The organism is Desulfothermobacter acidiphilus, assembly GCF_052073645.1.
Taxonomy (GTDB): domain Bacteria; phylum Bacillota; class Desulfotomaculia; order Desulfotomaculales; family Ammonificaceae; genus Desulfothermobacter; species Desulfothermobacter acidiphilus.
Genome location: NZ_CM125440.1, coordinates 1,099,668 through 1,124,185 on the forward strand (window position 1 = coordinate 1,099,668; position 24,518 = coordinate 1,124,185).

The 24,518-nt window shown below is 58.3% G+C and carries 28 protein-coding genes; 1 reads left to right on the plus strand and 27 read right to left on the minus strand.

The window, feature by feature from the left end; translation table 11 throughout:
• The first annotated feature begins 17 nt into the window (after positions 1 to 17).
• Entirely contained in the window at positions 18 to 245 is a 228-nt protein-coding gene (locus ACTLLP_RS05575) for a small, acid-soluble spore protein, alpha/beta type (protein ID WP_441057685.1), read from the plus strand.
• A 22-nt stretch (positions 246 to 267) separates the two neighbouring features.
• Here ACTLLP_RS05575 and surE read toward each other — a convergent pair whose 3' ends face one another.
• From surE to ACTLLP_RS05710, 27 genes are all read right to left on the minus strand, one after another.
• Positions 268 to 1,038 carry a 5'/3'-nucleotidase SurE gene (gene surE, locus ACTLLP_RS05580; RefSeq protein ID WP_441057688.1) on the minus strand — a complete coding sequence of 257 codons (771 nt, stop codon included), beginning with the start codon at positions 1,036 to 1,038 and terminating at the stop codon, positions 268 to 270.
• 20 nt (positions 1,039 to 1,058) lie between these two features.
• Positions 1,059 to 1,241 (minus strand): YpmA family protein, encoded by a 183-nt coding sequence (locus ACTLLP_RS05585; RefSeq protein WP_441057690.1) that lies wholly within the window; start codon positions 1,239 to 1,241, stop codon positions 1,059 to 1,061.
• Positions 1,242 to 1,268: 27 nt separating this feature from the next.
• Positions 1,269 to 1,835: a GTP cyclohydrolase I FolE gene (folE, locus tag ACTLLP_RS05590; protein WP_441057693.1), complete on the minus strand. Its 567-nt coding sequence runs from the start codon at positions 1,833 to 1,835 to the stop codon at positions 1,269 to 1,271.
• Positions 1,836 to 1,849: 14 nt separating this feature from the next.
• Positions 1,850 to 2,548: a 7-carboxy-7-deazaguanine synthase QueE gene (locus ACTLLP_RS05595; protein WP_441057696.1), complete on the minus strand. Its 699-nt coding sequence runs from the start codon at positions 2,546 to 2,548 to the stop codon at positions 1,850 to 1,852.
• 26 nt (positions 2,549 to 2,574) lie between these two features.
• Positions 2,575 to 3,135 (minus strand): DUF366 family protein, encoded by a 561-nt coding sequence (locus ACTLLP_RS05600; RefSeq protein ID WP_441057699.1) that lies wholly within the window; start codon positions 3,133 to 3,135, stop codon positions 2,575 to 2,577.
• A gap of 7 nt (positions 3,136 to 3,142) precedes the next feature.
• A complete protein-coding gene (queC, locus tag ACTLLP_RS05605) occupies positions 3,143 to 3,799 on the minus strand; it encodes a 7-cyano-7-deazaguanine synthase QueC (protein ID WP_441057702.1) in 657 nt (218 codons plus the stop codon).
• A complete protein-coding gene (gene queD, locus ACTLLP_RS05610; protein WP_441057705.1) occupies positions 3,796 to 4,170 on the minus strand; it encodes a 6-carboxytetrahydropterin synthase QueD in 375 nt (124 codons plus the stop codon). Before queD ends, queC begins: the two co-directional genes overlap by 4 nt.
• Positions 4,151 to 5,875: a proline--tRNA ligase gene (locus ACTLLP_RS05615; protein WP_441057708.1), complete on the minus strand. Its 1,725-nt coding sequence runs from the start codon at positions 5,873 to 5,875 to the stop codon at positions 4,151 to 4,153. The genes queD and ACTLLP_RS05615 overlap by 20 nt, the downstream gene beginning before the upstream one ends.
• A gap of 13 nt (positions 5,876 to 5,888) precedes the next feature.
• Positions 5,889 to 6,953: a flavodoxin-dependent (E)-4-hydroxy-3-methylbut-2-enyl-diphosphate synthase gene (gene ispG, locus ACTLLP_RS05620; RefSeq protein WP_441057711.1), complete on the minus strand. Its 1,065-nt coding sequence runs from the start codon at positions 6,951 to 6,953 to the stop codon at positions 5,889 to 5,891.
• Positions 6,950 to 7,993, minus strand: coding sequence for an RIP metalloprotease RseP (gene rseP / locus ACTLLP_RS05625; protein WP_441057714.1), 1,044 nt, complete (start codon positions 7,991 to 7,993; stop codon positions 6,950 to 6,952). The genes ispG and rseP overlap by 4 nt, the downstream gene beginning before the upstream one ends.
• Positions 7,987 to 9,138 carry a 1-deoxy-D-xylulose-5-phosphate reductoisomerase gene (locus ACTLLP_RS05630; RefSeq protein ID WP_441057717.1) on the minus strand — a complete coding sequence of 384 codons (1,152 nt, stop codon included), beginning with the start codon at positions 9,136 to 9,138 and terminating at the stop codon, positions 7,987 to 7,989. The genes rseP and ACTLLP_RS05630 overlap by 7 nt, the downstream gene beginning before the upstream one ends.
• Positions 9,139 to 9,151: 13 nt before the next feature.
• Complete coding sequence (gene ytvI, locus ACTLLP_RS05635; RefSeq protein ID WP_441057720.1) at positions 9,152 to 10,210, minus strand: sporulation integral membrane protein YtvI; 1,059 nt, start codon at positions 10,208 to 10,210, stop codon at positions 9,152 to 9,154.
• 4 nt (positions 10,211 to 10,214) lie between these two features.
• Entirely contained in the window at positions 10,215 to 10,997 is a 783-nt protein-coding gene (locus tag ACTLLP_RS05640) for a phosphatidate cytidylyltransferase (protein WP_441057723.1), read from the minus strand.
• Positions 10,998 to 11,010: 13 nt separating this feature from the next.
• The gene (gene uppS, locus ACTLLP_RS05645) at positions 11,011 to 11,805 is read right to left on the minus strand and encodes an undecaprenyl pyrophosphate synthase (RefSeq protein ID WP_441057726.1); all 795 of its coding nucleotides are present in this window, start codon (positions 11,803 to 11,805) and stop codon (positions 11,011 to 11,013) included.
• A gap of 5 nt (positions 11,806 to 11,810) precedes the next feature.
• A complete protein-coding gene (locus ACTLLP_RS05650) occupies positions 11,811 to 12,026 on the minus strand; it encodes a hypothetical protein (RefSeq protein ID WP_441057729.1) in 216 nt (71 codons plus the stop codon).
• Positions 12,027 to 12,029: 3 nt separating this feature from the next.
• Complete coding sequence (gene frr, locus ACTLLP_RS05655; protein WP_441061667.1) at positions 12,030 to 12,551, minus strand: ribosome recycling factor; 522 nt, start codon at positions 12,549 to 12,551, stop codon at positions 12,030 to 12,032.
• A 2-nt stretch (positions 12,552 to 12,553) separates the two neighbouring features.
• Positions 12,554 to 13,315, minus strand: coding sequence for a UMP kinase (pyrH, locus tag ACTLLP_RS05660; protein ID WP_441057732.1), 762 nt, complete (start codon positions 13,313 to 13,315; stop codon positions 12,554 to 12,556).
• A gap of 21 nt (positions 13,316 to 13,336) precedes the next feature.
• Positions 13,337 to 13,939 carry a translation elongation factor Ts gene (tsf, locus tag ACTLLP_RS05665; RefSeq protein WP_441057735.1) on the minus strand — a complete coding sequence of 201 codons (603 nt, stop codon included), beginning with the start codon at positions 13,937 to 13,939 and terminating at the stop codon, positions 13,337 to 13,339.
• Positions 13,940 to 14,008: 69 nt separating this feature from the next.
• The gene (rpsB, locus tag ACTLLP_RS05670; RefSeq protein ID WP_441057738.1) at positions 14,009 to 14,800 is read right to left on the minus strand and encodes a 30S ribosomal protein S2; all 792 of its coding nucleotides are present in this window, start codon (positions 14,798 to 14,800) and stop codon (positions 14,009 to 14,011) included.
• Positions 14,801 to 15,040: 240 nt separating this feature from the next.
• Complete coding sequence (gene hslU / locus ACTLLP_RS05675; protein ID WP_441057741.1) at positions 15,041 to 16,432, minus strand: ATP-dependent protease ATPase subunit HslU; 1,392 nt, start codon at positions 16,430 to 16,432, stop codon at positions 15,041 to 15,043.
• A gap of 4 nt (positions 16,433 to 16,436) precedes the next feature.
• Entirely contained in the window at positions 16,437 to 16,970 is a 534-nt protein-coding gene (gene hslV / locus ACTLLP_RS05680) for an ATP-dependent protease subunit HslV (RefSeq protein WP_441057744.1), read from the minus strand.
• 13 nt (positions 16,971 to 16,983) lie between these two features.
• Positions 16,984 to 17,898, minus strand: coding sequence for a tyrosine recombinase XerC (locus ACTLLP_RS05685; RefSeq protein WP_441057747.1), 915 nt, complete (start codon positions 17,896 to 17,898; stop codon positions 16,984 to 16,986).
• Positions 17,899 to 17,904: 6 nt separating this feature from the next.
• A complete protein-coding gene (gene trmFO / locus ACTLLP_RS05690; RefSeq protein ID WP_441057750.1) occupies positions 17,905 to 19,218 on the minus strand; it encodes an FADH(2)-oxidizing methylenetetrahydrofolate--tRNA-(uracil(54)-C(5))-methyltransferase TrmFO in 1,314 nt (437 codons plus the stop codon).
• An 8-nt stretch (positions 19,219 to 19,226) separates the two neighbouring features.
• Positions 19,227 to 21,332 carry a type I DNA topoisomerase gene (gene topA, locus ACTLLP_RS05695; protein WP_441057753.1) on the minus strand — a complete coding sequence of 702 codons (2,106 nt, stop codon included), beginning with the start codon at positions 21,330 to 21,332 and terminating at the stop codon, positions 19,227 to 19,229.
• Positions 21,290 to 22,408 (minus strand): DNA-processing protein DprA, encoded by a 1,119-nt coding sequence (dprA, locus tag ACTLLP_RS05700; RefSeq protein ID WP_441061670.1) that lies wholly within the window; start codon positions 22,406 to 22,408, stop codon positions 21,290 to 21,292. Before dprA ends, topA begins: the two co-directional genes overlap by 43 nt.
• Positions 22,409 to 22,410: 2 nt before the next feature.
• A complete protein-coding gene (miaB, locus tag ACTLLP_RS05705) occupies positions 22,411 to 23,751 on the minus strand; it encodes a tRNA (N6-isopentenyl adenosine(37)-C2)-methylthiotransferase MiaB (protein WP_441057756.1) in 1,341 nt (446 codons plus the stop codon).
• 50 nt (positions 23,752 to 23,801) lie between these two features.
• The gene (locus ACTLLP_RS05710) at positions 23,802 to 24,461 is read right to left on the minus strand and encodes a YjbE family putative metal transport protein (RefSeq protein ID WP_441057759.1); all 660 of its coding nucleotides are present in this window, start codon (positions 24,459 to 24,461) and stop codon (positions 23,802 to 23,804) included.
• Positions 24,462 to 24,518: the final 57 nt, after the last annotated feature.

Consider the following 24,518-nt stretch of genomic DNA (forward strand, 5'->3'; position numbering starts at 1 on the left):
TATAACGGGGTGAAAAAATGGCACGCTTTTATACCAAGCAAAAGCTCTTACCCCGAGAAGCCCGCGTACTCCTCAGAGATGAGGTGGCGCGCGAGCTGGGAGTGGCGGAGAAAATCGAAAACAACGACTGGGGGGAAGTGAAAGCTCGCGATTGCGGCCGGGTGGGAGGTAAGATAGGCGGCAGTATAGTTCGGGTCATGATCAAGCGGGCCGAAGAAGCCCTAAGCCGGGGAGAGGAGATGTAGGGGGCTAGCCTGCTCCCCTACATCACAACAAAGAAAAAAGCTCCTCCAAACGCCACCCTCGGAGTTCCTCCAAAAAGCCATAGTTGGTAAGATCAATTTGCACCGGACTTATGGAGATATAACCGTGGCGCACCGCCCAAATATCAGTATCCGGATCGTCACTATCTAGTTCCAAAGGCTCACCCGCCATCCAGTAGTACGCCCGGCCCCGGGGATCGGTGCGGCAGTCCACTACGTTGACGTAGCGCACGTTTCCCAACTTGGTCACCTTGATGCCCCGGGGAGGCCCATCGGGCACATTGACGTTAAGCAGGGTACCCGGAGGTGGGCGATGCTCCCGCAATTTCTCCAGCAGCGCCAATACCATCCGCGTGGCCCAAGTGTAATCGGGTTCACGACGCGTGGCCAGTGAAACCGCTACCGAAGGGATACCGTTAATCACCCCTTCTATGGCAGCCGAAACGGTGCCAGAATACAGCACATCGGTCCCCAGATTGGGACCGTAGTTGATGCCGGAGACCAACAGATCGGGCTTCTCCGGCAGCAAGACCTCCAGTCCGAGCTTCACGCAATCGGCCGGCGTACCGTCCACCACCCAACCTTTGAGCCTGGGGCTACGGAAGCCGGCCTCGCGCACCCGCAAGGGACGGTGCACGGTTATGGCATGGCTGGCGGCGCTGCGCTCGCGGTCGGGCGCCACCACGTAAAGAGTGGCCACTGGCTCTAGCAACTTGCGAAGAGCACCCAGCCCCTCGGCAAAAATACCGTCGTCATTAGTTAGCAGTATACGCAACTTCGAACCTCCTCAACCTCTCAGGTTTCATAAACAGATATAGTCATCTCACCTTTTCGACTATCCTTGGTGAGACCAAAAATCAATCGTTTATGTTTTAGGGTTTTATTAAGGAAATCCACCACCCGGTAAAGCTCGTCGCAAGCCTGAAAAGAGCGAGTGGCTATTAATTCTAGCTTATCGTGCTCCTTTTCCGTCGTCATCCGCACCACCCCCTTTCGTGGCCGAAGCTAGCGACCCCGGATCAGAGCCAGGGCCTCGGCGCGGGTAGCTGCATTCTGCTGAAAAATACCCCGGACAGCCGAAGTCACCGTTTTGGCTCCCGGCTTTCTCACGCCCCGCATGGTCATACACATATGCTCGGCCTCGATCACCACCAGCACGCCGCGAGGATTGAGCTTGTTCACTATAGTGTCGGCTACCTGAGTGGTAAGCCTTTCCTGGAGTTGGGGACGGCGGGCGAAACCATCCACCACCCGCGCCAGCTTGCTGAGCCCCGTGACCACTCCGGCCCGAGGTATGTAAGCCACATGCGCTACCCCGAAGAAGGGAAGAAGATGGTGCTCGCAAACCGAGTACACCGGAATATCCCGCACCAAAACCATTTCTTCGTGGTTTTCGTTAAAATAGCGCTCTAGGTGCACAGCCGGGTCCTCGGTTAGACCGGCAAAAATTTCGGCATACATCCGGGCCACCCGCGCGGGTGTCTCCCGCAAACCCTCGCGCTCCGGGTTCTCCCCGATGGCTTCCAGGATCAGGCGTACCGCTCGCTCGATCTTTGCTTGATCAAATTCCACCCCGTTTCAACCCCCTAAAGCCAGCCACAGAGCTTGTGCACCTGCGGAATGAGACGCACATCCTCCGTTAGTCTTAAGGCCCATTCTTGCATACGCAGCAGCTCCTGTCCGGAAAGACCGAGCTCGGCCCGCGGAGTGGTAACCGGCTGAAGCACAAGCAAAGCGCGCACCCCAGCCGCCAGGGTTCCCGCCATCTCTATCTCCTCCCGAGAAGTGCGGCGGCAAACCACCGCCTTGAGGATAACTTCCTGGCCTTTCAACTGAGCCAGGAAAGCCTCGTGCTCCCTCCAATAAGGTCTGAGCCCGGTGCTGCTAGGAAGTTTCAGGTCCATAGAAACCACATCCACCCATTCCAGCACCGCCGCCAGGGCCTCTGGCAAAGTCCCGTTGGTTTCCAAATAAAGGCGGCAACCCAAATAACGGAGTAGGGGCAAAAACTCGCAGAGGAAATCCGGGTAAAGCAAAGGCTCTCCTCCGGTTAAGGCCACCGCTTGATGCTGAACCTGACGCCAGAGGTTGCCCACCAGCAAAGCGGCCTCCTCGGGAAATAACGGGTTGGGCACCGGAATCCGGTGCCCGCGCCCTGCCTTCACCTCCACGCTGCAGAGCGAAGGAATGCTCCGAGGGGTATCACAGTAACGGCAGGACAGGTTGCAGCCGGCCAAGCGGACAAAAAGGTGGCGCGCCCCCACGTAGGGACCCTCTCCTTGCACCGAGGAGAAAATCTCCTGCAGTGGAGCTAGGGAACTCCTCTCACCTTGCACCGCGCCAGGTACACTCCTTTCGTCTCGCCAGCATAGGCTTCCATAATCGACCCGGCCAGCGCTTCCACTTCTGACTCCTTCCAGCCCAGCTCCAACAGACCAGCTGCCTGCACTGGCACCCCTTCCGTCCGCAAGTTAAGCCCCAGGTGAATCATAAGCGACACTGGAGTAGCCGTGGCCACCGACACCGAAAGCTTGCCGTTATCCACGAAGAGATCGTCGCCCCGCCGACGCAAGCGCATCCCCCTGGCTTCCAGCAGTTCCTTGGTGATAACCACCAGCAACCGCTGCCGCAATACCCCCTTTTCCAAATCGGTCTCGAAATGCTCTACCAAAAAATGCAGCATGTCCGGACTGTAAATTATAGAGGCGGCCAGATAGTCGGCTAGGTCCACCAGCGCCTCCCGCTCCACCCGGCAGGGGCCGCGAAAAGCCACAATGCTGTCTCCTTGCACCCCCAGATGCCGGAAGGCCCAGAGCGAAGAAAGTTGGCTACCATCGTAAGTGAGGGGCTGGCGAAAATAAAGCGTCCGCAAGGCCTTCTCACTCCTTTTCGGCTTCTTCTAAAGCGCGCCGATAGCGTAGGCAACTGGAGCAGCGCCCGCACATGGCAGTGCCCGATCGGTAGCAACTCCAAATCAAAGAAAAAGGTAGTTCCAAACGCCGACCCAGGCGCACGATGCCCTTCTTGTCCAGGTGCTGAGTGTAGCAGATTACGCGAACGGCTCCCCTAGTGGCGTAGCCCAGCGCCTGGGTCATGGCGGCCACAAAGTCCGCGCTATTGTCAGGAAAACTTCTGGCTTCCTCAGCGTTAAAACCGGCCACCACCGCTTGTGCCCCCAGTTTCTCAGCGTAAGCGGCCCCTACGCTGAGAAAAAGGGCGTTGCGGCCGGGAACCCAAACCGATCCGGCTAACCTTTCCGCCGCCTCCGGATCATCCAACTCCGCCAGTTCGGGTTCCGGTAACCCTTCCCCCCCACTCATGGCTGGGGGTAAGAGCCGGGCCAGAAAGGGAAGGTACACTACCTCGTGAGGCACGCCGTAGTGATCAGCCAGCAGGGAGGCTGCTCTCACTTCTCCCGCTGCCGCAGCTTGACCGTAAACCAAGGTGAGGGCTAAAGAAACCTCTCCGTCTTCTGCCGCGCAGGCCAGGCCCACGGCTGAATCCAGCCCTCCGGAAAGCAGCACCACACTTTTCATGGGGCATACACCACCCAAGCCGAAGGGGACTCCCCCACTTTCACTTCTAGCAAGGTGACGCCCGTGTAAGGGGCGAGGCGAGAGGAAACCTCGTGATAGATGTGCCGGGCCAGGTTCTCAGCTGTGGGAGGGAACGCAGGCCCGAAGGGAGGAATTTCGTTGAGGTACTGGTGGTCTAAGCTGGAAAGGACTTCCCGCAAAATTCGCTTTAGCACGCCGAAATCCAGCAGCATCCCGTCCGGACCCAATTCCTCCCCAACCACGGTCAGATTCACTTCCCAATTATGCCCGTGCAGACGGTGACACGGGGAAGGGTGATCGGGCAAACGGTGAGCTGCAGCGAAGGTGTCTTTAACGGTTAGACGGTACAAAGTTCGCTCCCTCCAACAAAGCACTTACCTTAACTCCGACTTCCTCCTTCCCCGCCAACCATGTCTCACCGGTGCGCCGCCAGCGGATCTCCACTTTCCCCTCGCGCGCGTGCTTACCCACCGTTACCCGCACCGGGTACCCCACCAGATCAGCATCTTTGAACTTCACCCCCGCGCGCTCTTCCCGGTCGTCCAATAAGACTTCCACGCCGCGTTCCTGCAGCTGCCGGTAAACCTCTTCCGCTACTTCCCGCTGCTCGGGCTCCTCCGTATGGACCGGCAGCACCACCGCCTCGAAAGGAGCCAGAGAAAAGGGCCAGATTATGCCTTCCTCGTCGTGGTGCTGCTCCACCACCGCTGCCAGGGTGCGGGTGATGCCGATGCCGTAGCACCCCATCACTATGGGCTGCTTTTCTCCTTTTTCGTCCAGGAAATAGGCGTTGAGCAGCTTACTGTATTTATCCCCCAGCTGGAAGATCTGCCCCACCTCGATGCCTCGGACGCTTTGCAGGGGCTGACCGCAGCGTGGGCAGGGATCGCCGGGGCTTACCTGACGGATGTCGGTTAGCCGTTCTACCGGAAAATCTCGTCCCGGCAGTACATTTACCCAATGTGCATCGGGACGATTGGCCCCCACTACGCCCGCCTTGACTAGCAGCACCTCCCGATCCACCACCAGCGGCAGCGAAAGGCCCACCGGACCAGCGAAGCCAGGGGGAGCTCCGGTCGCCTGCTCCACCTCCTCGGCGCTGGCCAGTTCCAGCTCCAGCACACCCAGATAGTTTTGCAGCTTGACCTCGTTGATCTCCCGATCGCCGCGCACCAACGCGGCCACCAACCCCTTCTCGGTGCGGTAGATCATGGTCTTGATAACTTGACGGGAGGGCAGGCCCAGGAAAGCAGCCACCTCCTCGACCGAGCTCACTCCAGGAGTGGACACCAGTTCCATGGGTTTCTCCGTGCCGATCTCTTCGGCGGACAATACCGTTTCCGCCTTCTCTACATTGGCAGCGTAACCGCAACGGGCAGCGGGACAATAGACCACCACTGCCTCGCCAGCCTCGGCCAAAGCCATAAATTCATGGCTGATGCTCCCTCCTATGGCGCCGGTGTCGGCTTCCACTGCCCGGAAATCCAGCCCCGCCCGCGTAAACACGCGGGTGTAGGCCTCGTACATCTTCCAGTAATTTTCTTCCAAGCCTGACCAGTCCCGGTCAAAAGAGTAGAGATCCTTCATGATAAACTCGCGCCCCCGCAGTAAGCCAAAGCGAGGTCGCCTCTCGTCCCGGTACTTGTTTTGAATCTGATACAGCAGCAGCGGTAGCTGCTTGTAAGAGCGCACCTCCGCTGCCACTAGAATGGTCACCATTTCCTCATGCGTGGGGCCAAGACAGAAATCCCTCCCGTGGCGGTCTTTGAGGCGGAAAAGTTCCGGACCGTAGACCTCCCACCGCCCCGAGCGATGCCAGAACTCGGCCGGCTGTAGGATGGGCATTAGGATTTCCTGCCCTCCGGCCCGGTTCATTTCTTGGCGCACAATGGCGCTGATCTTTTGACAAACACGCTGCCCCAGCGGCAGCAAAGTGTAAATACCGGCGGCCACCTTGCGGATAAAACCCGCCCGCAACAGGAGTTGATGGCTGACCACTTCGGCTTCGGCCGGCACCTCGCGCAGAGTGGGAGCAAAATAACTGGTCAATCGCAACCTTCAAACCTCCTCAATCTATGCCTTCGACACCCATGGCTTTAATGGTGGCTAAGAGTTCTTCCAGCAAGCGTTCGGCCGGCACCTTTTTCACCGGTCGCCCATGGCAAAAGATCACACCCCAGCCCTTTCCCCCGGCCAGGCCGACGTCAGCCTCCCGCGCTTCGCCTGGGCCGTTCACCGCGCACCCCATGACCGCCACTTTGAGCGGGGCCGTTACCTTCCGCAAACGCCGCTCCACCTCGCTGGCTATGGCTATGACATCGATCTCGCATCGGCCACAGGTGGGGCAAGAGATGAGCTCTATCCCCCTTTGCCTGAGCTTCAGGGCTTTGAGAATCTCCCAGGCTGCTGCCACCTCCTGGCAAGGATCAGCGGTAAGGGAAACCCGAATAGTGTCTCCTATCCCCTCGGCCAGCAGTATCCCTAAACCTACTGCCGACTTTACCAGTCCGCGATAGCCAGGCCCCGCCTCGGTAATCCCCAGATGCAAAGGGTAGTCCACTCTCTGGCTCAGAAGACGGTAGGCAGCTACCGTCAAGGGAACATCGGAGGCCTTGACCGAGATCTTGATTAGATCAAAGTCCACCGCCTCCAGCAAGCGCACGTGTCGGCAGGCGCTTTCCACTAGGGCTTCCGCCGTCACGCCTCCATATCGGGCCAGGAGCTCCGGCTCCAGCGAGCCAGCGTTGACCCCTATCCTAATAGGTACCTGGAGCTGGCGCGCTCGCCGGGCCACCGCCTCCACCTTATCTCGGTCTCCAATATTACCGGGGTTGAGGCGCAGGCCCTCTACCCCCGCCTCCAGAGCCGCCAGGGCGAGACGATGATCGAAATGGATATCCGCCACCAGGGGGAGATTAACCTGGGCGCGAATCCGGGACAGAGCTCGGGCGGCCTCCTGATCCGGCACCGCCAACCGAACCACTTCGCAACCAGCTTCCTCCAAAGCCCGGATCTGCGCTACCGTCCGCTCCACATCCTGGGTGGGGGTTTTGGCCATGGATTGAACTACCACGGGGGCGCCGCCACCAATCTGAACGTTACCCAAAAAGATGGGGCGGGTGAGCTTTCTCACTTGCCTATCCCTCCGACCAATTGCAAGAGGTCGCGATAAGTGATCGCTACGATGAGGAAGAGAAGCAACATGAATCCCACCAGATGCACCAGGTTTTCCTTTTTGGGGTCCAGAGGACGGCGAGTAAAAACTTCCCATAGCAGGAAGAGAAAGCGCCCCCCGTCCAGGGCCGGGAAGGGGAGGAGATTGAAAAACCCCACGTTAATGCTCAGAAAAGCGGTGAACTGCAGCAAAGGAGAAAAACCCATCTGGGCCACTTTGCCCGTCTCCACGGCTATGCGTACCGGTCCCCCCACGTCGGCCGGAGCCTGGTGCAGCAGCAAGTGGCGCAAAAAGGCCAGGATTAAATGGAACATATTGCCTGTAGTTACCATGCCCTGACGTATAGAACCGATTAATCCCAGATGCCGCTGCACCACCTCGGGCACAATGCCGATCTTGTACTTCCCCGACTCGTCCGGCTGGGGAAGTACCACCAAGTTCAGCGTCTTTCCTGCCCGCTCCACTGTTATGGTGCGCTCTTTTGGTGTTTGCTGCCCGATCAGCCGGGATATTTCCTGCCAGGAATTCACCGGTTGCCCATCGATGGCTACGATGCGATCGCCGGGTTCAAATCCTACCACCGCGGCCGGATAATGGGGCAGCACCTCAGCGATGCGCGTGGTGGCCACAGGAATACCCTGCCACCAGAAGACGGCGGTCAGCAACACCACTGCCAGCACAAAGTTCATCAGGGGGCCAGCCAAGATCACCAGCATCCGACTCCACACCGAGTGCCGGGCAAAGCTGTAAGGAGCGTCTCGCTCCTGATCCTCCGGGTCCATTCCCACCAGCCGGACGTACCCCCCTAGGGGAACCAGGCGCAAATTGTACTCCGTCTCCCGGCGTTTGAAGCCCCCCAACTTGGGTCCAAAACCCATGCTGAACTCGTAAACGCCCACACCCACCAGGCGCGCTGCTAAAAAGTGCCCTGCCTCGTGAATGAAAATGATGAGCCCGAAAACGAAAATAACCGCCAGGATAGTGATCAAAATCAACACTTGTTTATCAACGCCTCCGCTTCTTGGCGTGCCCAGGCATCGGCAGTCGCGATGGCTTCCGGGGTAAGCTTTTTAACCACCTGGTGGCGCTCCATAACTGCCTCCACCACTGCCGGGATGCCCAGGAAAGCCAGCTTTTCCGCCAGGAAAGCCATTACCGCCACTTCGTTGGCTGCGTTGAGCACCGTCGGCATGGTACCGCCCACCCTGCCTGCCTCCAGCGCCAAGCGCAGGCAAGGGAACCGCTCCAGATCCGGCTCGGCGAAGGTTAAAGAGCCCACCCGCGCCAGATCCAGGAGGAAAAGATCATTAGCCACCCTTTCGGGATGGCTGAGGGCATAAAGAATGGGCAGGCGCATATCGGTCACGCTAAGAGCTCCTAGCCAGGTCCCATCAGCCAACTCAACCAGGCCGTGAACTATGCTCTGGGGATGAATTAGCACTTTTATCTTATCATAATCTAAATCAAAGAGCCAATGGGCTTCGATGACCTCTAAACCCTTATTCATCAGTGTAGCTGAATCTATGGTTATCTTGGGGCCCATACGCCAGGTGGGGTGGCATAAAGCCTCCCCCGGCTGCACCCGCGCCAGCTCTTCCCGCGTATAATTGCGAAAAGGTCCACCGGAAGCAGTCAAGGTTATGCTTTTCACCTCTCCCTTGCCTTCCAAGCACTGCCAGATAGCCGAATGTTCGCTATCCACAGGTAGGAGCGGTGCGCCCCGCCGACGCGCTTCCTGCATCACCAACTCTCCGGCCACTACCAAGGTTTCCTTGTTGGCCAGCGCCACCCGCTTGCTGGCGCGGATAGCGGCTAGGGTAGGCTGCCAACCTGCGACCCCCGTGACCGCCACCAGCACCGTATCCGCTCCCGGCCAGGAAGCCAACTGCAATAAAGCTTCCTCACCCCAAAGAATGGAGAGATGCTCCGTGGCAGGCAAAGTTTCCTTTAAGAGGCGAGCTTCACGCTCGTCAGCCAGCGCCACTACTTCGGGATGAAAGGTAAGCACCTGCTGGCGCAGAAGTTCCCAGTTCTTCCCCGCAGCCAGCCCTTTAACCCGAAAGCGCTCCGGAAAATGCTTCACTACCTCCAGCGCCTGCCGACCAATGGAGCCAGTGCTCCCTAATACGATTATTTCCCGCACCATTTCATGCCTCCTAATTCTGGTTAGAAATCTGCCAAGAGCGGTAAAGCGCCTGAATCACAATCACCGTCACCGGACCCAGGACCAAACCTCCCGGCCCCAAAAACTTTAAGCCGGCATACATTCCCAATAACACCGCCAGCGGATGGGTGCCCAGAGCAAAGGCCACCACCCTGGCTTCCAGGAGCTGGCGCAAAATAAAACCGGCGCCGTACACCAGGGCTAATTTAACGCCCAGAGCAGTGGACCCGCTGAAGAAAGCGTACGCTATCCAGGGAAAGAAAATGAGGCTAGGCCCCAATACGGGCATGAGATCCATGAGGCCGGTCAGTAAGCCCAGAGTAAGAGCATATTTTATGCCGCATAGCCACAGACCCATGGTGGTCACCAGCGCCGTCAAGGAGACCAGAATCAGCTGAGCTTTAATATAGCCCCAGAAGGCGTCGAAAGTGCGCTGGAAAAGTTCCAGCGAAGTGGCTCCCCAGGGATGAGGCCAGAGACGGCGCCACCAGCTGGTAAGCAGGTGCCGGTCCCGGCCCATGAAATAAGTGGCCAAAAAGCTCACGAATACCACCAGTAGAAAGCCAGGGACAGCGCCGAAAAAGCCGATAATCGCGGTGGCCAGATCGGCAGCCCATTTCTGGGCGTTTCCTGCCAGGGCATCCAAAGTCATCCCTAAGTAATGGGTAGCCTCAGCTGGCAAAGCGCCATAATGGGAGCGAAGCCAATTGAACCAGTAAAGAAACTGTTGCTGGGCTTCAGCGGCGTAACCGGGAATAGCGCTGGCTAGATCGCCCAGCTCTATCGCCAGGTAAATGCCCAACAAGGTGAGAAATAACCCTAGGAAAAGCAGGAAGAGCAGGATGGAGATAAGAACAGCCCAGGAGCGAGGGAGGAAACGCTCCAGCGCCCGTGCCAGCGGCTCCAAGCACAGGGCCATAATGGCGCCGATAAGGAAGGGGACTAAAATTGGTAGTACATAACGCACTACCAGCAACAAGGCGCTCACCAAGATAGATAGCGCCAACACGCTGCTCGCTGCCAGCAACAGGCGCACCCACCACTGTGGCAAGACCTTACCCCCTCAGCCCGCAGCAAATGAAGTAGTAGACCAGAGGAGCGGTGAGAAGCAGGCTATCAAACCGATCAAGGATGCCCCCATGCCCGGGTATTATGTTGCCAGCGTCTTTTTTGTCGCCGGCTCGCTTGACCGCCGAAAGAACTAGGTCACCGAGTTGAGCCACTATCCCCACCCCCCCACCCAGCAGCCCGAGGCGCCACCAGGTAAGAGAAAGAAAATAAGTGAAGGATAACGCCACCAACACACTGGCCACCAGACCTGCCACCGCTCCTTCTACCGTTTTTCCGGGACTCAGCGTGGGCACCAGGCGGCGCTTACCCCATAAACGCCCAGCAAAGTAGGCCGCGGTGTCACAAGCCCAGGTGGTGAATAGAAGCAAGAGAAACCAAGTCCATCCATGGGGTAGAGAACGAATAAAATAGGGATAGAGGAGAAAAGAAAGATAAGTGCTGGCCAGAAAAGTGGCCGAAGCCTCGCGCGGAGAAAAGCGGGGAAAAAGCAGAACCAACAGGAGCACCAGCAAGATCGCCACCGGCAGAATGGCGAGTTCGTAATCTGGTTTGCCCCCTAGCGCAGCCCAAAGGAAGAATAGAGAAGCCAGCCATGACCACGCGGGAGAGATTTTTAATAGCAAAGCCATTTCCCGTAGGCCTAGCCAGTATAGCAAAGCCAGGAACCCTAAAAGAGCCCAACCATCCCACCACCCAAGCAGCAGAATGAGCGGAATCCCCAGAGTAGCGCTCACTACGCGCCAGCCGAGCTCTTGCAGCCAAGGCATATACTCCCTCCGCTCAATCGAATTTCAGACCGCCAAAGCGTCTCTCCCGATGCTGGTACGCCACCAAGGCCTGCAAGAAGTCCACGCGGTCGAAGTCGGGCCATAAAACCGGGGTCACATACAGTTCCGTGTAGGCTAACTGCCAGAGAAAGAAGTTGCTTACCCGTAATTCTCCAGCCGGTCGGATAAGGAGATCGGGGTCAGGTAAATCCCCGGTATAGAGATGGCGAGCGATGGTGTTTTCATCTATCGCTTCCGGGGAGAGCTCGCCTGCTTGCACCTTGCGGGCTATAGCCCGCACCGCCTCGGTTATCTCACGCCGCGCACCGTAGTTCACCGCCAGGTTCAAAAGTAGCTTGGTACCCGAAGCCGTTTCTCGCTCCAGGCGCTCGGCTGCGGCCAGCACCGTCGGAGGGAGCTCGGCGCGGCACCCGATGACTTTCACTCTTACCCCTTGCGAACGCAGCTTTTCAATCTCCCGGAAGGCGTACTCGACAAAGAGGTTCATGAGGAAATCCACTTCTTCCGGGGGGCGGCGCCAGTTCTCGGTGGAAAAGGCGTAAGCGGAAAGAATGGCGATACCCAACTCCACTCCCAAAGTAACTGTGCGGCGCAGGCTCTCAATCCCGGCCCGATGCCCAGCCGTCCGGGGCAAACCCTTCTGCACCGCCCAGCGCCCGTTACCATCCATGATGAGGGCTACATGCCGGGGAAGCGTCCTCGGGTCCAGCAGAGCCAGCAACTCCTTTTCGTCGCCGGGCAACTTAACCGGTACCTTGCCCTCTAGGGGGTTAGCAACGTTTGGCATTAAGCTTAATCTTCCTCCTCCAGAGAAGGAGAAGTCGGCACGTAAACTACCGTTAGCTCCAACTCCCGATTTCCGAACTCCCGGATCCGCGCCACCCGAGGTTCTCCTACCGCCTCGGCTCCCGGAGCCAGAGTGGGCCTCGTGGCCACCACCTGCCAGCCTGCCTCTTCCAACCGTCTCCGAGCTTCCACCAGCGGCCAGCCTAAAACCTCTTCCACCATATTTTACACCTCTAGGATTTCCTTTTCCTTGGCGGCTAGCAACGTATCAATTTCTTTTATATATTTCTCGGTGAGCTTTTGCACTTCTCCCTGGAGCCGCTTGATTTCGTCCTCAGAAACATTTTCTTTCTTCTGCTTTTCCTTTAATTCGTCGTTGGCCTCGCGGCGAAGGTTACGAACGGCCACCCTGGCTTCCTCCGCCCGCTTCCGCGCCAACCGAACCAACTCTTCGCGCCGCTGCTGCGTCAGCTGCGGCAAAGCCAGGCGAATCACCTGCCCATCGTTCGTGGGAGTGATGCCCAGATCGGATTTTAAGATGGCTTTCTCTATATCATTAATAGTAGAGCGATCCCACGGCTGTATAACCAACAGGCGGGGCTCCGGCGAGGTGATGGTGGCCAGCTGGTTCACCGGGGTGGGCGTTCCGTAATAATCCACCACGACCTTTTCCAGCAAAGCCGGCGAAGCGCGGCCGGTCCGGATGGTAGCCAGATCTTTTTTCAGGTGCTCCACCGCTTTCTTCATGGCTAGTTCGGCACGCTCAAGGGTTCCCTGCACCCCTCTTCACCCCCTATGAAGGTTCCTATCTTTTCCCCTTGCAGGATTTTGCTGATTCCCTCCGGATCCATAGCGTTGAATACGATGACCGGCAAGTGATTCTCCATGCACAAGGAAGCAGCAGTGGCATCCATCACCCCTAGACCCAGATTGAGCATTTCTAAAAAGGTGAGGCGCTCGAATTTACGGGCCTTAGGGTTGCGGCGTGGGTCGTCATCATAAACACCGTCCACACCCCGCTTAGCCATTAGGATGACTTCGGCTTCGATCTCCGCCGCCCGCAAGGCCGCGGTGGTGTCGGTGGAAAAATAAGGGCTACCCGTCCCAGCGGCAAAAATGACCACCCGCCCCTTTTCCAGGTGGCGAATGGCGCGGCGGCGAATGTAAGGTTCGGCTACCGCCCGCATTTCGATAGCCGTCTGAACCCTGGTCTCCACCCCTATTTTCTCCAGGGCGTCTTGCAAAGCCAAAGCATTAATCACTGTGGCCAGCATACCCATGTAATCGGCCGTTGCCCGATCCATACCCCGGGCAGCACCAGCCAGTCCCCTCCAGATATTGCCCCCGCCCACCACTATCGCTATCTCAGCCCCAAACGCTTCTTTGGCCTGCTGGATCTCGCGGGCAACAAAAGAAGCTACGGCGGGATCTATGCCGTAACCCTGTTCACCGGCTAGCGCCTCCCCGCTTACCTTAATCACCACGCGTCGGTATCTGGGTTTAACGGTCATGCCCAGCCCCACCTCTGACGTTTAGATTCCCTCACCGAGTTCGTAACGGGTAAAGCGCCGCACCACTATGTTTTCGCCGATCTTGGCGATGAGTTCGTTGAGAAGCTCACGCACGGTGATCTCGGGGTTTTTGATGAAAGGCTGCTCTAACAGGCAGCGTTCTTTAAAGAACTTCTCCACGCGCCCCTCCACCACTTTTTCGATTACCTGCTCCGGCTTACCCTCGTTCCGAGCTTGGGCACGCAAAATTTCCTTTTCCCGCTCCAGCACTTCGGCCGGCACGTCCTCCCGGGCCACATACTCTGGCTTAGCCGCCGCTACCTGCAGCGCTATGTCGTGAGCAAACTGTTGGAAATCTTCCGTGCGAGCCACGAAATCGGTCTCGCAATTCACCTCCACCAGCACCCCCACCCGATTGCCCGGATGAATGTAAGCCGTGACCACTCCTTCCGAAGCCTTCCTTCCAGCCCGCTTGGCCGCAGCAGCCAATCCTTTCTCTCGGAGGTAAACCAAAGCCTTTTCCAAATCCCCTTCGGTTTCCATGAGCGCCTTCTTGCAGTCCATCATGCCCGCGCCCGTTCGCTCACGCAGTTCTTTGACCAACTTAGCCGAAATCTCCGCCAAGCTGCTAAACCTCCCTGTTTATAAAATAATGGGCTATAACACGGATAGAGGGGGCCAGGCCCCCTCCTCTTAGCTAATAATTTCTTCTTCCTCTAGGTCCTCAAGCTCCAGTATTTCCGCCGGCTCCGCTGGTTCTCCCATCTCTGGCGCGGGCTCGAGCTGCGCTTGTTCTGGCATCTCCCCTTCGCGCCCTTCTATCACCGCATCCGCCATCTTGCTGGTGATGAGCCTAATGGCGCGAATAGCGTCGTCATTGCCGGGAATAACGTAATCCACCTCGTCTGGATCGCAGTTAGTATCCACAATTGCTACCACCGGTATGCCCTTTTTGCGCGCCTCGGCCACGGCGATGCGCTCTTTACGCGGATCGACCACAAATAGGGCCGATGGCAGCCGGTGCATGTTCTTAACTCCCCGGAAGTATTTCTGGAGTTTCTCCCTTTCCTTCCGCAAACGCATAGCTTCCTTACGCGGCCGGAGATCCATGTCGCCGCTGGCCTCCATCTCCTCCAGCTCGCGCAAGCGCTCGATCCGCTTCTTAATGGTCTGAAAGTTGGTGAGCATACCCCCCAGCCAACGCTGGTTGATAAAATACATGCCGCACCGGTTGGCTTCCTCCTCGACGGTCTGTTGGGCCTGTCGCTTGGTACCGACGAAAAGGACAGTCCCCCCCTCGGCGGCTAAATCGCGGATGAAGTAGTAGGCTTCTTCTAGTTTTTTCAGCGTCTTTTGCAGATCGATGATGTAGATCCCATTGCGGTCGGTGAAAATGTAAGGAGCCATTTTAGGGTTCCAACGCCGGGTCTGATGACCGAAGTGAACCCCCGCCTCGAGCAGTTGCTTCATCGTAACTATGGCCATGATTCCACCTCCTTCCCCCGCCAGGTTTTGTCCTCCGCCGCTTTCATGCTTGCGGGGAACCTCCCACCGGAGAGGCACCGCCCCGCAAGTCCAACGGCGTGCGTTTTTACGGCTGGCCGAATGCCAAAGCTCATTTTACCATAGCCCCATACCGAGCGCAAGCCAGACCAAAGCTGGCTGCGCAACTGAGCCCCGGCAAAAGTTTCCCGGAGAAAGGGGGCGGCAAAAGGCCCCAAGTCCTTAGAGAATGTAGCGACTGAGGTCCTCTCGCTTCAGAATGGGCTCCAGCTTTCTCTGTACCTGCTCGGCATCGATCACCAATTCCTGCCCCTTTAAGTCCGGAGCATTGAAAGATATGTCCTCCAGCAACTTTTCCATCACCGTGTGGAGCCGCCGCGCTCCGATGTTTTCCGTTTGCTCGTTCACCGCGTAGGCAATATCGGCCACCGCTCGTAAAGCCTCGGGTGTAAACTGCAGTTTCACCCCTTCGGTAGCTAACAAAGCCTGGTACTGGCGGATAAGTGCGTTGGCTGGTTCGGTTAGTATCTGGAGAAAGTCCTCCCGCGTGAGGGGATGGAGCTCTACCCGGATGGGAAAGCGCCCCTGGAGCTCCGGTATCAGGTCCGAAGGTTTGGAGGTGTGGAAAGCCCCGGCGGCAATGAAGAGAATGTGGTCGGTCTTCACTGGGCCGTATTTGGTGGGAACAGTGGAACCCTCCACGATGGGCAGAATATCGCGTTGCACCCCGGCGCGGGAGACATCGGGACCAAAACCCGACTCCTTGCCAGCAATCTTATCGATCTCGTCGATGAAGATAATACCGTGTTCTTCGGCCCTCCGCACGGCTTCGGCCGTGACCTCCTCCATATCGATGAGCTTGGCCGCTTCCTGTTGAGCCAGGTAGCGCCGGGCTTCTTTAACTTTTACTCTTCTTCGCTTCTTGCGGGGCGGGAATAGATTGCCCATAAAATCTTGCAGGTTGACCCCCATCTCCTCTACCCCGGCAGTGGAGAATATCTCCAAAAAGGGGGTGCTCCGGTCCTCAACTTCGATCTCCACATACTCCTCTTCCAATTCGCCCCGCAAGAGTTTGGCCCGGATCGTCTGGCGTAGCACCTGGAGTTCCTCCGCCCGAGCTCGCTCTTCTTCACCAGCTCCTTCCGGGGGGCGGTTGTAACCGAAAAGAAACTCCAGCGGGTTGCGCGGGGAGCCGGCCGGAGCTGGAGCCAAAATTTCCACCAGGCGCTCGGTGGCCAATTCCTGAGCCTTGTCGGCCACCTCGGCCATTCGCTCCTGCTTAACCATGCGCACCGCTGTCTCCACCAGATCCCGCGCCATAGCCTCCACGTCTCGCCCCACATAGCCCACCTCGGTAAACTTGGTGGCCTCCACCTTAACAAAGGGGGCTTTCACCAAACGAGCCAGACGGCGGGCAATTTCGGTTTTACCCACCCCCGTGGGCCCCATCATTAATATATTTTTGGGCACCACCTCATCGCGCAACTCCTCCGGTAAAAGCGCCCGGCGGTAACGATTGCGAAGGGCGACGGCCACCGCTCGCTTAGCCTCGGTTTGCCCTACGATGTATTGGTCGAGCTCCGCCACAATTTGCTTGGGAGTGAGATGCTCCACTGCTTCAAACCTCCTCCACCACAATGTTTTCGTTGGTGTAAACGCAGATGGAAGCGGCTATACGCAAGGCTTCACGAACGATGGTAACAGCATCGTAATCGGTGTGCTGCGCCAGCGCCCGAGCTGCCGCCAGGGCAAAGGGGCCACCTGATCCCACGGCCACAATGCCGTCGTCGGGCTCCAGCACTTCCCCGCCGCCGGTGACCAGCAGTAAATGCTCGGCATCAGCTACCACCAACAGCGCCTCCAGTCGTTCGAAGCGCCGGTCCGTGCGCCACTCTTTGGCCAGTTCCACCGCGGCTCGCACCAGATTACCTTGCGCTTCCTCGATTTTGGCTTCAAAACGCTCGAAGAGGGTGAAGGCGTCGGCCACACTGCCGGCAAACCCAGCCAGCACCCGTCCTTGGTAAAGACGGCGCACCTTGCGCGCTCGATGTTTAATCACGGTGTTCTGGGCCAGGGTTACCTGACCGTCTCCGGCCATTGCGATTCTACCGTTCCGGCGCACCGCTACAATGGTAGTGCCTTCTATATACACCAAATCCCTCCTTTTAAGCTCGGGGGTGGGTCTTGCAGTAAATCTGCCTGATACGCTCCAGGCTCAAACGGGTATAGATCTGGGTGGTGGAAAGACGTTTGTGACCCAGGAGCTCCTGCACCACCCGCAAGTCGGCGCCACCGTCCAGCAGGTGGGTGGCGAAGGAGTGGCGGAAGGTGTGCGGGGTCACTTTGCCTTTGACACCGGTGCGGGCCGCGTACCCCGCCACCAGCATACGCACCCCCCGAGAGGAGAGGCGAGTGCCCCGGTAGTTAAGGAAAAGAGCGGTCTCCTCTTCTCCCCGAGGTTGGCGCCGAGCCAGCCGCGGCCGGCCTCGCTCCAGGTAAGCGCGCAAAGCTTCCACGGCCAAAGGGTGCAGCAACGCTAGGCGCTCCCGGCCCCCCTTCCCCCACACCCGTAATTCTCCCCGCTCCAAATCCAGATCGTTAAGATCTAGGTGCTCCAATTCGCTCACCCGCAAGCCGGCGCCATAAAGCACCTCCAGCAGCGCTCGATCCCGAAGTCGCAGGGGCTCCTCGCCCTCAGGAGCGGTTACTAGGAGCTCCGCCTCGGCCGGGTAAAGCACCCGAGGAAGACGCTTATCACGCTTGGGAGCACCGACCAACTTCAGGGGGTTAGTGGCCAGCACCCCTTCCCGGCAAAGAAAGCGGAAAAAGCTTCGCCATGCCGCCAGTTTCCTGGCACAGGTAGTGCGAGCTCGCTCCTGTTCGTAGAGGTGACGGAGAAAGCGTCGAAAAAGCGCCGGGGTTACCGCGGAGGGAGAAAACTCCGCTTCCTCCACTCCTTCCAGCCGGGCAAAAAAAGAGAGACCCTCTAGCAAATCTTTTTGATACTCGGTCAGGGTACGCGGTGACGCTCCTTTCTCTGTCTGCAAATGCGCCATGAATCGGTCGATCAATTCATACACGCGCTTTCACCCCTCCAGATGGCACTCCCGGATAAAATCACGCAGCACCGCCAGAGCTCTCGCCGCCAAAAGGAGTCGGCGCTGCCGCTTGTCCCGCACGCGCTCCTCCAAAGGAGGGAAAAGGCCATAATTTATATTCATGGGCTGAAAATATCTAGGGTCAGCCGTGGTTATGTAGTGCAGCAGCGCCCCGTGCGCCGTAACCGGAGGGAAGACTAGGAGTTCCTCGCCCCGCACCAGGCGCGCAGCGTTGATACCCGCCACCAGCCCCGCAGCTGCCGATTCCACGTAGCCCTCCACTCCAGTAATCTGGCCGGCGAAGAAAAGTCCCGGCCGGCGAGAGCAAAGCAGAGTGGGCTGGAGCAAAAGCGGAGCGTTGAGGAAGGTGTTCCGGTGCATCATGCCGTAGCGCACGAATTCTGCCTGTTCCAATCCAGGTATCAAGCGGAAAACCCTGTTTTGCTCTCCCCACTTGAGGTTGGTCTGAAAACCTACCATATTGAAAAGCGTGCCCTCCCGGTTATCTTGGCGTAGCTGCACTACCGCGTAGGGACGCTGACCAGTCCGGGGATCGATCAGCCCCACCGGCTTCAGTGGGCCGTAAAGCAATGTCTCTTTGCCCCTGGCCGCCATAACTTCGATAGGCATACATCCCTCGAAGTGGATTTCCTGCTCGAATTCCTTCAAGGGTATCCGTTCCGCCGCCACTAGCTCCTGGAAAAAACGCTCGTACTCCTCTTGGGTCATAGGACAATTAATGTAAGCCGGCTCCCCCTTATTATAACGGGAGGACCAAAAAACTCGCTCCTGGTTTATGGATTCCAGGGTGACTATGGGGGCCACCGCGTCGTAAAAGTAAAGGTAATCTTCCCCGGTAAGTTCCCTAATGGCAGCGCTCAACGAGGGGGAAGTCAGCGGACCGGTGGCGATGATAGTGGGGGAATGATCGGGTAGAGCCGTAACCTCCGTCCGCTCCAAGTCGATCAGAGGATGGGCTTCCAGCTTGGCGGTGATGTGAGCGGCGAAGCGTTCCCTATCCACAGCTAGGCTGCCCCCTGCCGGTACCCGGTGGGCATCGGCAGCCTCCATAATGAGCGAGCCCAATAAGCGCATCTCTTCCTTCAATAGCCCCACCGCATTTTCTCGCCCTTCAGCCCGAAGAGAATTGGAACAGACTAACTCCCCCGCATACCCGCTGCGATGAGCTGGGGTCATCCGATAGGGGCGCATTTCGTAAAGCTTCACCCGCACACCGCGGCGGGCTATCTGCCAAGCCGCCTCCGCCCCCGCCAAGCCAGCCCCGACCACTACCACCCGCATAGCCGCCTTTACACCTCCACCCGTTGATACCCACACCCCTTATTAGTGCAAACCAGCCGCACTTTGCTACCCCGCCTACTCCGAACCATCAAACTGCCGCATTCCGGGCAAGGCTCAGGCACTGGTTCTTCCCAAACCACGAAATCGCACTCCGGGTAGCGGCTGCAACCGTAGAAGTAGCGCCCCTTCTTGCTTCGGCGCTTCACCAACTCCCCCCCGCAACGAGGACATTTAACCCCCGTGCCCACTGGCATTTTCACCTGGCACTCTGGGTAACCAGAACAAGCCAGGAATTCGCCGTACCGCCCGGTCTTTTTCACCATGGGGCGACCGCATTCGGGACAAACCACATCCGTCACTGGATCTGCGAGCGACACCCTATCGATGGCGGTATCCGCACGGGCCAAATCCTGGCTGAACGACTGATAAAATTCCCGGAGCAGGCTTACCCAATCGGCTTTCCCCTCCTCCACGCGATCCAGCTTTTCCTCCATGGCAGCCGTGAACCCCACATCCACGATTTCGGGGAAGTGCTCCTTCAGCAACTTAACCACCATCCGCCCCAAAGAAGTGGGCTTTAAATAGCGACCCTCCCGCTGCACATAGCCCCGTTTGAGAATGGTGGCCACGGTAGGAGCGTAAGTGCTGGGGCGGCCCACCCCCTTTTCCTCCAGAACCTTCACCAGCGTGCCCTCGGTGTAGCGGGGCGGCGGAGTGGTAAGGTGCCGCTGGGGGAGAAACTCATCGAAAGCCAAGACCTCCTCTTCGCGCAGAGCGGGCAGCCTGCCCTCTTCCTCATCCTCCCCGTGCTTCCAGAGGCGCAAAAAACCAGGGAAGAGAAGCACCGTACCAGTGGCGTAAAAGGTATAGTGCTGAACCCCGATCTCGGCCCGCGTCACCAGATACTTGGCCGGAGCCATCTGACTGGCCACAAAGCGCTCCCAGATCAAGCGGTAAAGCTTATACTGGTCGGGAGTAAGGAAAGGCTTTACCTGCTCCGGTGTCCGGTAAACATCGGTGGGTCGGATGGCCTCGTGAGCATCTTCCACTCGCCCCTGAGTGGTCTTCTTCCGCGAGCGCTTCGGAACTTCCCCCACCAGCTCGGCTCCATAGTGCTCCTTAATGAAGCTCCAGGCCCGCTCCTTGGCCTCCTCCGCCACCCTGGTGGAGTCGGTACGCATATAGGTGATCAAACCCACCGGCCCTTCCGGACCCAGATCCACCCCCTCGTAAAGCTGCTGAGCCACCAGCATGGTGCGCTCCAAACGCATATTCAAGCACCGGTTAGCCTCCTGCACCATTAAGCTGGTGGTGAAAGGAAGGGGAGGGGCTTTGGTTCTCTCCTGCCGGAGCACTCGCTCCACTTTCCACACGGCGTCAACCGTGGCCAGCATCACCTTCTCCACTTCTTCGGCCGTGCGGCAAGTAAATTTCTTACCCTGATAGCGGGCTAGCCGGGCCAGCACCTTTTCGCCGGTGCCGGTGAGGAGTTGCGCCGCCAGTTCCCAGTATTCTTCCGGCTTGAAGGCTTCGATTTCTTCTTCCCGCTCCACTACCAGGCGCAGGGCTACCGACTGCACCCTACCGGCAGAAAGACCCCGTTTTACCTTGCGCCACAACAGAGGGCTTAAGCTATAGCCCACTAAGCGGTCTAAGATGCGCCGAGCCTGCTGGGCGTTCACACGGTTAAAATCGATGGGCCGAGGGGAGCGGAAGGATTCCAACACCGCATTCTTAGTGATCTCGTGGAACTCGATGCGGCAAGGTTCTTCCGGCGATATTCCCAGTATATTGCACAAATGCCATGCTATCGCTTCGCCCTCCCGATCCGGGTCGGAAGCCACTAGCACTGTTTCGGCTTTGTGCGCCTGGCTTTTTAATTCCTGTATCACCTTGCCCTTACCCCGAACGGTGACGTACTTGGGGGCGAAAGCGTTATCCAAATCCACTCCCAACGAACTTTTCGGTAGGTCGCGCACATGGCCCATGGAAGCCTTGACCGCATAGCCCGGACCCAAGAACCGGGACAGGGTTTTGGCTTTGGCTGGCGACTCCACTATGACCAGCGTTTTCACCTTCCGTCCTCCTCCCCTTTCCGATGCCGCACCAGGCATTCGCCGCGTCTGGTAAGCCAGTAGGTTCCACCTCCTCCTGGGCGAACCAAGCCTTTGAGTTCTAGCATAGACAGCAAACGCAAACAAGTGTCCACCGGCATTTTACTTCTCTCTACCAACTCCTCCAGCGAGAGAAACCCAGCTGCCAGGAGAGCCGCTATTTCCTTTTCCTCGGCCGGCAAATCCTCGCTCACTTCCTCCGCTCTCACCGTCTCCCAGCCAAGCGCCTCCAAAACATCTTCCGCCTGGGTCACCAGATAACCCCCCTGTTTCAGGAGGAGATTTGACCCACGAGCCTGAGGGGTAGTAACCTGGCCCGGCACCACCAGCACCTCACGGCCGTAGTCCAAGGCTAAATCGGCAGTTATCAGGGCGCCGCTTTTCTCCGGCGCCTCCACCACTATGACCGCGTAGACCAAGCCGGCTATGATGCGGTTACGCACCGGGAAATGCCAAGCTTGAGGTTCAGTTCCTAAAGGAAACTCCGAAAGCAGCACCCCTTTTTCTCTAATCTCCCGCCACAGAGATGGGTTTTCCCTGGGATAACACAGATCGCACCCCGTGCCCAGCACTGCGAGGGTACGCCCTCCGGCCGCAAGAGCTCCCCTGTGTGCCGCAGCGTCGATGCCCCGAGCCAAACCACTCACCACCGCTATCCCCAGGCGGGCTAGTTCCTCGGCCAGATAAGCGGCCACTTCCCGGCCGTAGCGGGTGGAGCGGCGAGTCCCCACTATGGCCACCGACCGCTCCTCGGCCCGGAGCTGGCCCTGGAAAAAGAGAGCGGCCGGAGGAGCGTCGATCTCGCGCAGCAAAACTGGATACGCTTTCTCCAGCAGCGTCACGTACTGCACCCCGGCTCGCGCCAAGGATTCTTCCTCTCTGGCCAGGTCCAACCTGGCTTTACGCAAGGCCAGAGCCTCGGCCAGCCGCTCCCCCACCACTTCGGACCATTGCCGCGGGGTAGCCATAAAAGCCGCCCGCGCCGACCCAAAAAAGGCGAGGAGCTCTTTTAGCCGCTGAAACCGGCCCGGTAATAATAGCTGCCAAGCCAAATAATAGGGGCGCTCCTCCTCCACGCTCAAGCCGTCAGAACCTCCTTCACCTGACCCTCAAGATAGGTAAGGTGGCCCGCCGTCACTTGCACCGCCACCAGTTTCCCTATCAACTCGGTCCCCCCCTCCAGAACGACCGTCTTAAAAGTACGCGTCCGCCCCATCAGCCGGTAAGGATGGCCGCGGTTATGACCCTCCACCAGCACCTCGTGCACCTGCCCCACCTCGGCCTGGTTTCGCTCCCGGCTTATCTTCTGCTGCAAGGCTAGCAAACGCTGGATCCGCTCCACCTTGGTCTGGTGGGGCACCTGGTCGGGGAAAGAAGCCGCTGGAGTGCCGGGACGAGGGTTATAGATGAAAACAAAAGCCTGGTCGAAACCTACCTCCCGGACTAAATCTAGGGTCTGAAGAAAGTCTTCTTCCTCTTCACCGGGAAAACCTACCATGATGTCGGTGGAAAAACTGGCTCCCGGGATCAACTCCCGGATGCGCCGGATCAATGCCAGGTAGTCTTCCCGGGTGTAACCCCGGCCCATGCGCTGCAGAATTTTGTCCGAGCCCGCCTGCACCGGTAGGTGGAAGTTCTCACAAACTTTGGGAAGTTGAGCCACCGCTTGAATAAGATCCTCGCCGAAATCGCGCGGGTGCGAAGTGGTGTAGCGGAAGCGCCAGATTCCCTCCACCTCGTGCAGCTGACGCAACAACTGGGCGAAAGTGACCTTCGGTCGCAGCCCCCGACCGTAAGCGTTGACATTTTGCCCTAAAAGATAAATTTCCCGGTAGCCCCGGCGAGCTAGCTCCTCCACTTCCCGCCGGATGTCCTCCGGACGGCGGCTGCGTTCTCTTCCTCGGACGTAAGGCACAATGCAATATGTGCAAAAGTTATCGCAACCGAAGGTAATCGTTACCCAGGCCCGGAGGGGATGAGTACGCTTAACGGGCAAGCCTTCTGGCACGTCCTGCGTTTCGGCCACCGCCACCACTTGCTCCTCCCGAGCTCGCGCCAGCAGCTGGGGCAAACGGTGCCGCTCGTGCGTCCCGACGATGAGGTCCACCTGAGGGAAGCGATGCTGAATTTCAGCCACGGCCCCCGGGCGTTGAGGTAGGCATCCCGTGACCCCCAGAAGCAGGTGGGGCCGCTGGCGCTTAAGTTGGATCAGACGCCCCAGCATCCCCCACACCTTGTTTTCTGCCGAGGATCGCACGCAGCACGTGTTGAGCAGAATAAGGTCGGCCTGCTCGGGGCAAGCCGCCGGTTGGTAACCCAGTTCTTCCAGCAAGCCGGCCATCAACTCGCTATCCCACTCATTCATCTGGCAGCCGAAGGTAAAGATGTGATAGGTATGTTGTTCGCGCCCTGGTTCCATGTTAGGTCCCCTCCATCGCCTATTTTCTCACGCCTGGCTGTCCAAAACAACTAAGCTTTCCGTACCGGCCAATGAGCAGCCAGCAAAACCAGCACCACACCCGCCACTTCACCCAGAGCGACCCCCAAGCGCGGAATGGAGACGTGGCGGAGTAGGAAGGGATCGGTTAGGATCAATTCTGCTCCTACCTTGCCCAGTAAAGCCGCCGCCAGATAGCAGAGCCAGGAAAAGCGATCCATGAAGGAGCAAACCAGGCTTGACCCCCCCACCACTAGGGGGATGCTCAAACCTAGCCCCAGAGCCAGCAAAAGCAAATTTCCCTGAGCCACCGCGGCCACGGCTAAAATGTTATCGGTGCTCATGGCCACGTCCGCCACCGCAATCGTCCGGATTGCCTTCCACAAATCACCCGTAGCCCCCACACCGCTTAGCGAACAGGCCAAGTTGTCCCGCAGCAGCTTGACCGCTATGAATAATATTACCAAACCACCCAGCAATTTTAGCAGGGGAAGAAGAACCAATTGGGACGCCACCGCCGTTAAGCCCACCCGCAAAATTACGGCCAGCCCAGCTCCCGCCACGATGCCCAGAAACCGCTTGGCTCGCGGTAAACGGCGCACCGCCATGGCGATAATGCAAGCGTTATCGCCAGCCAATACCAAATCGATGAGTACGATGCTCAATATCGGCAGCAGGAGTCTCTCGTCCAAAAATATATCCTCCTCTGACCTGAGCTTGATTCCTCATTGTCATATGGATTCTATGAA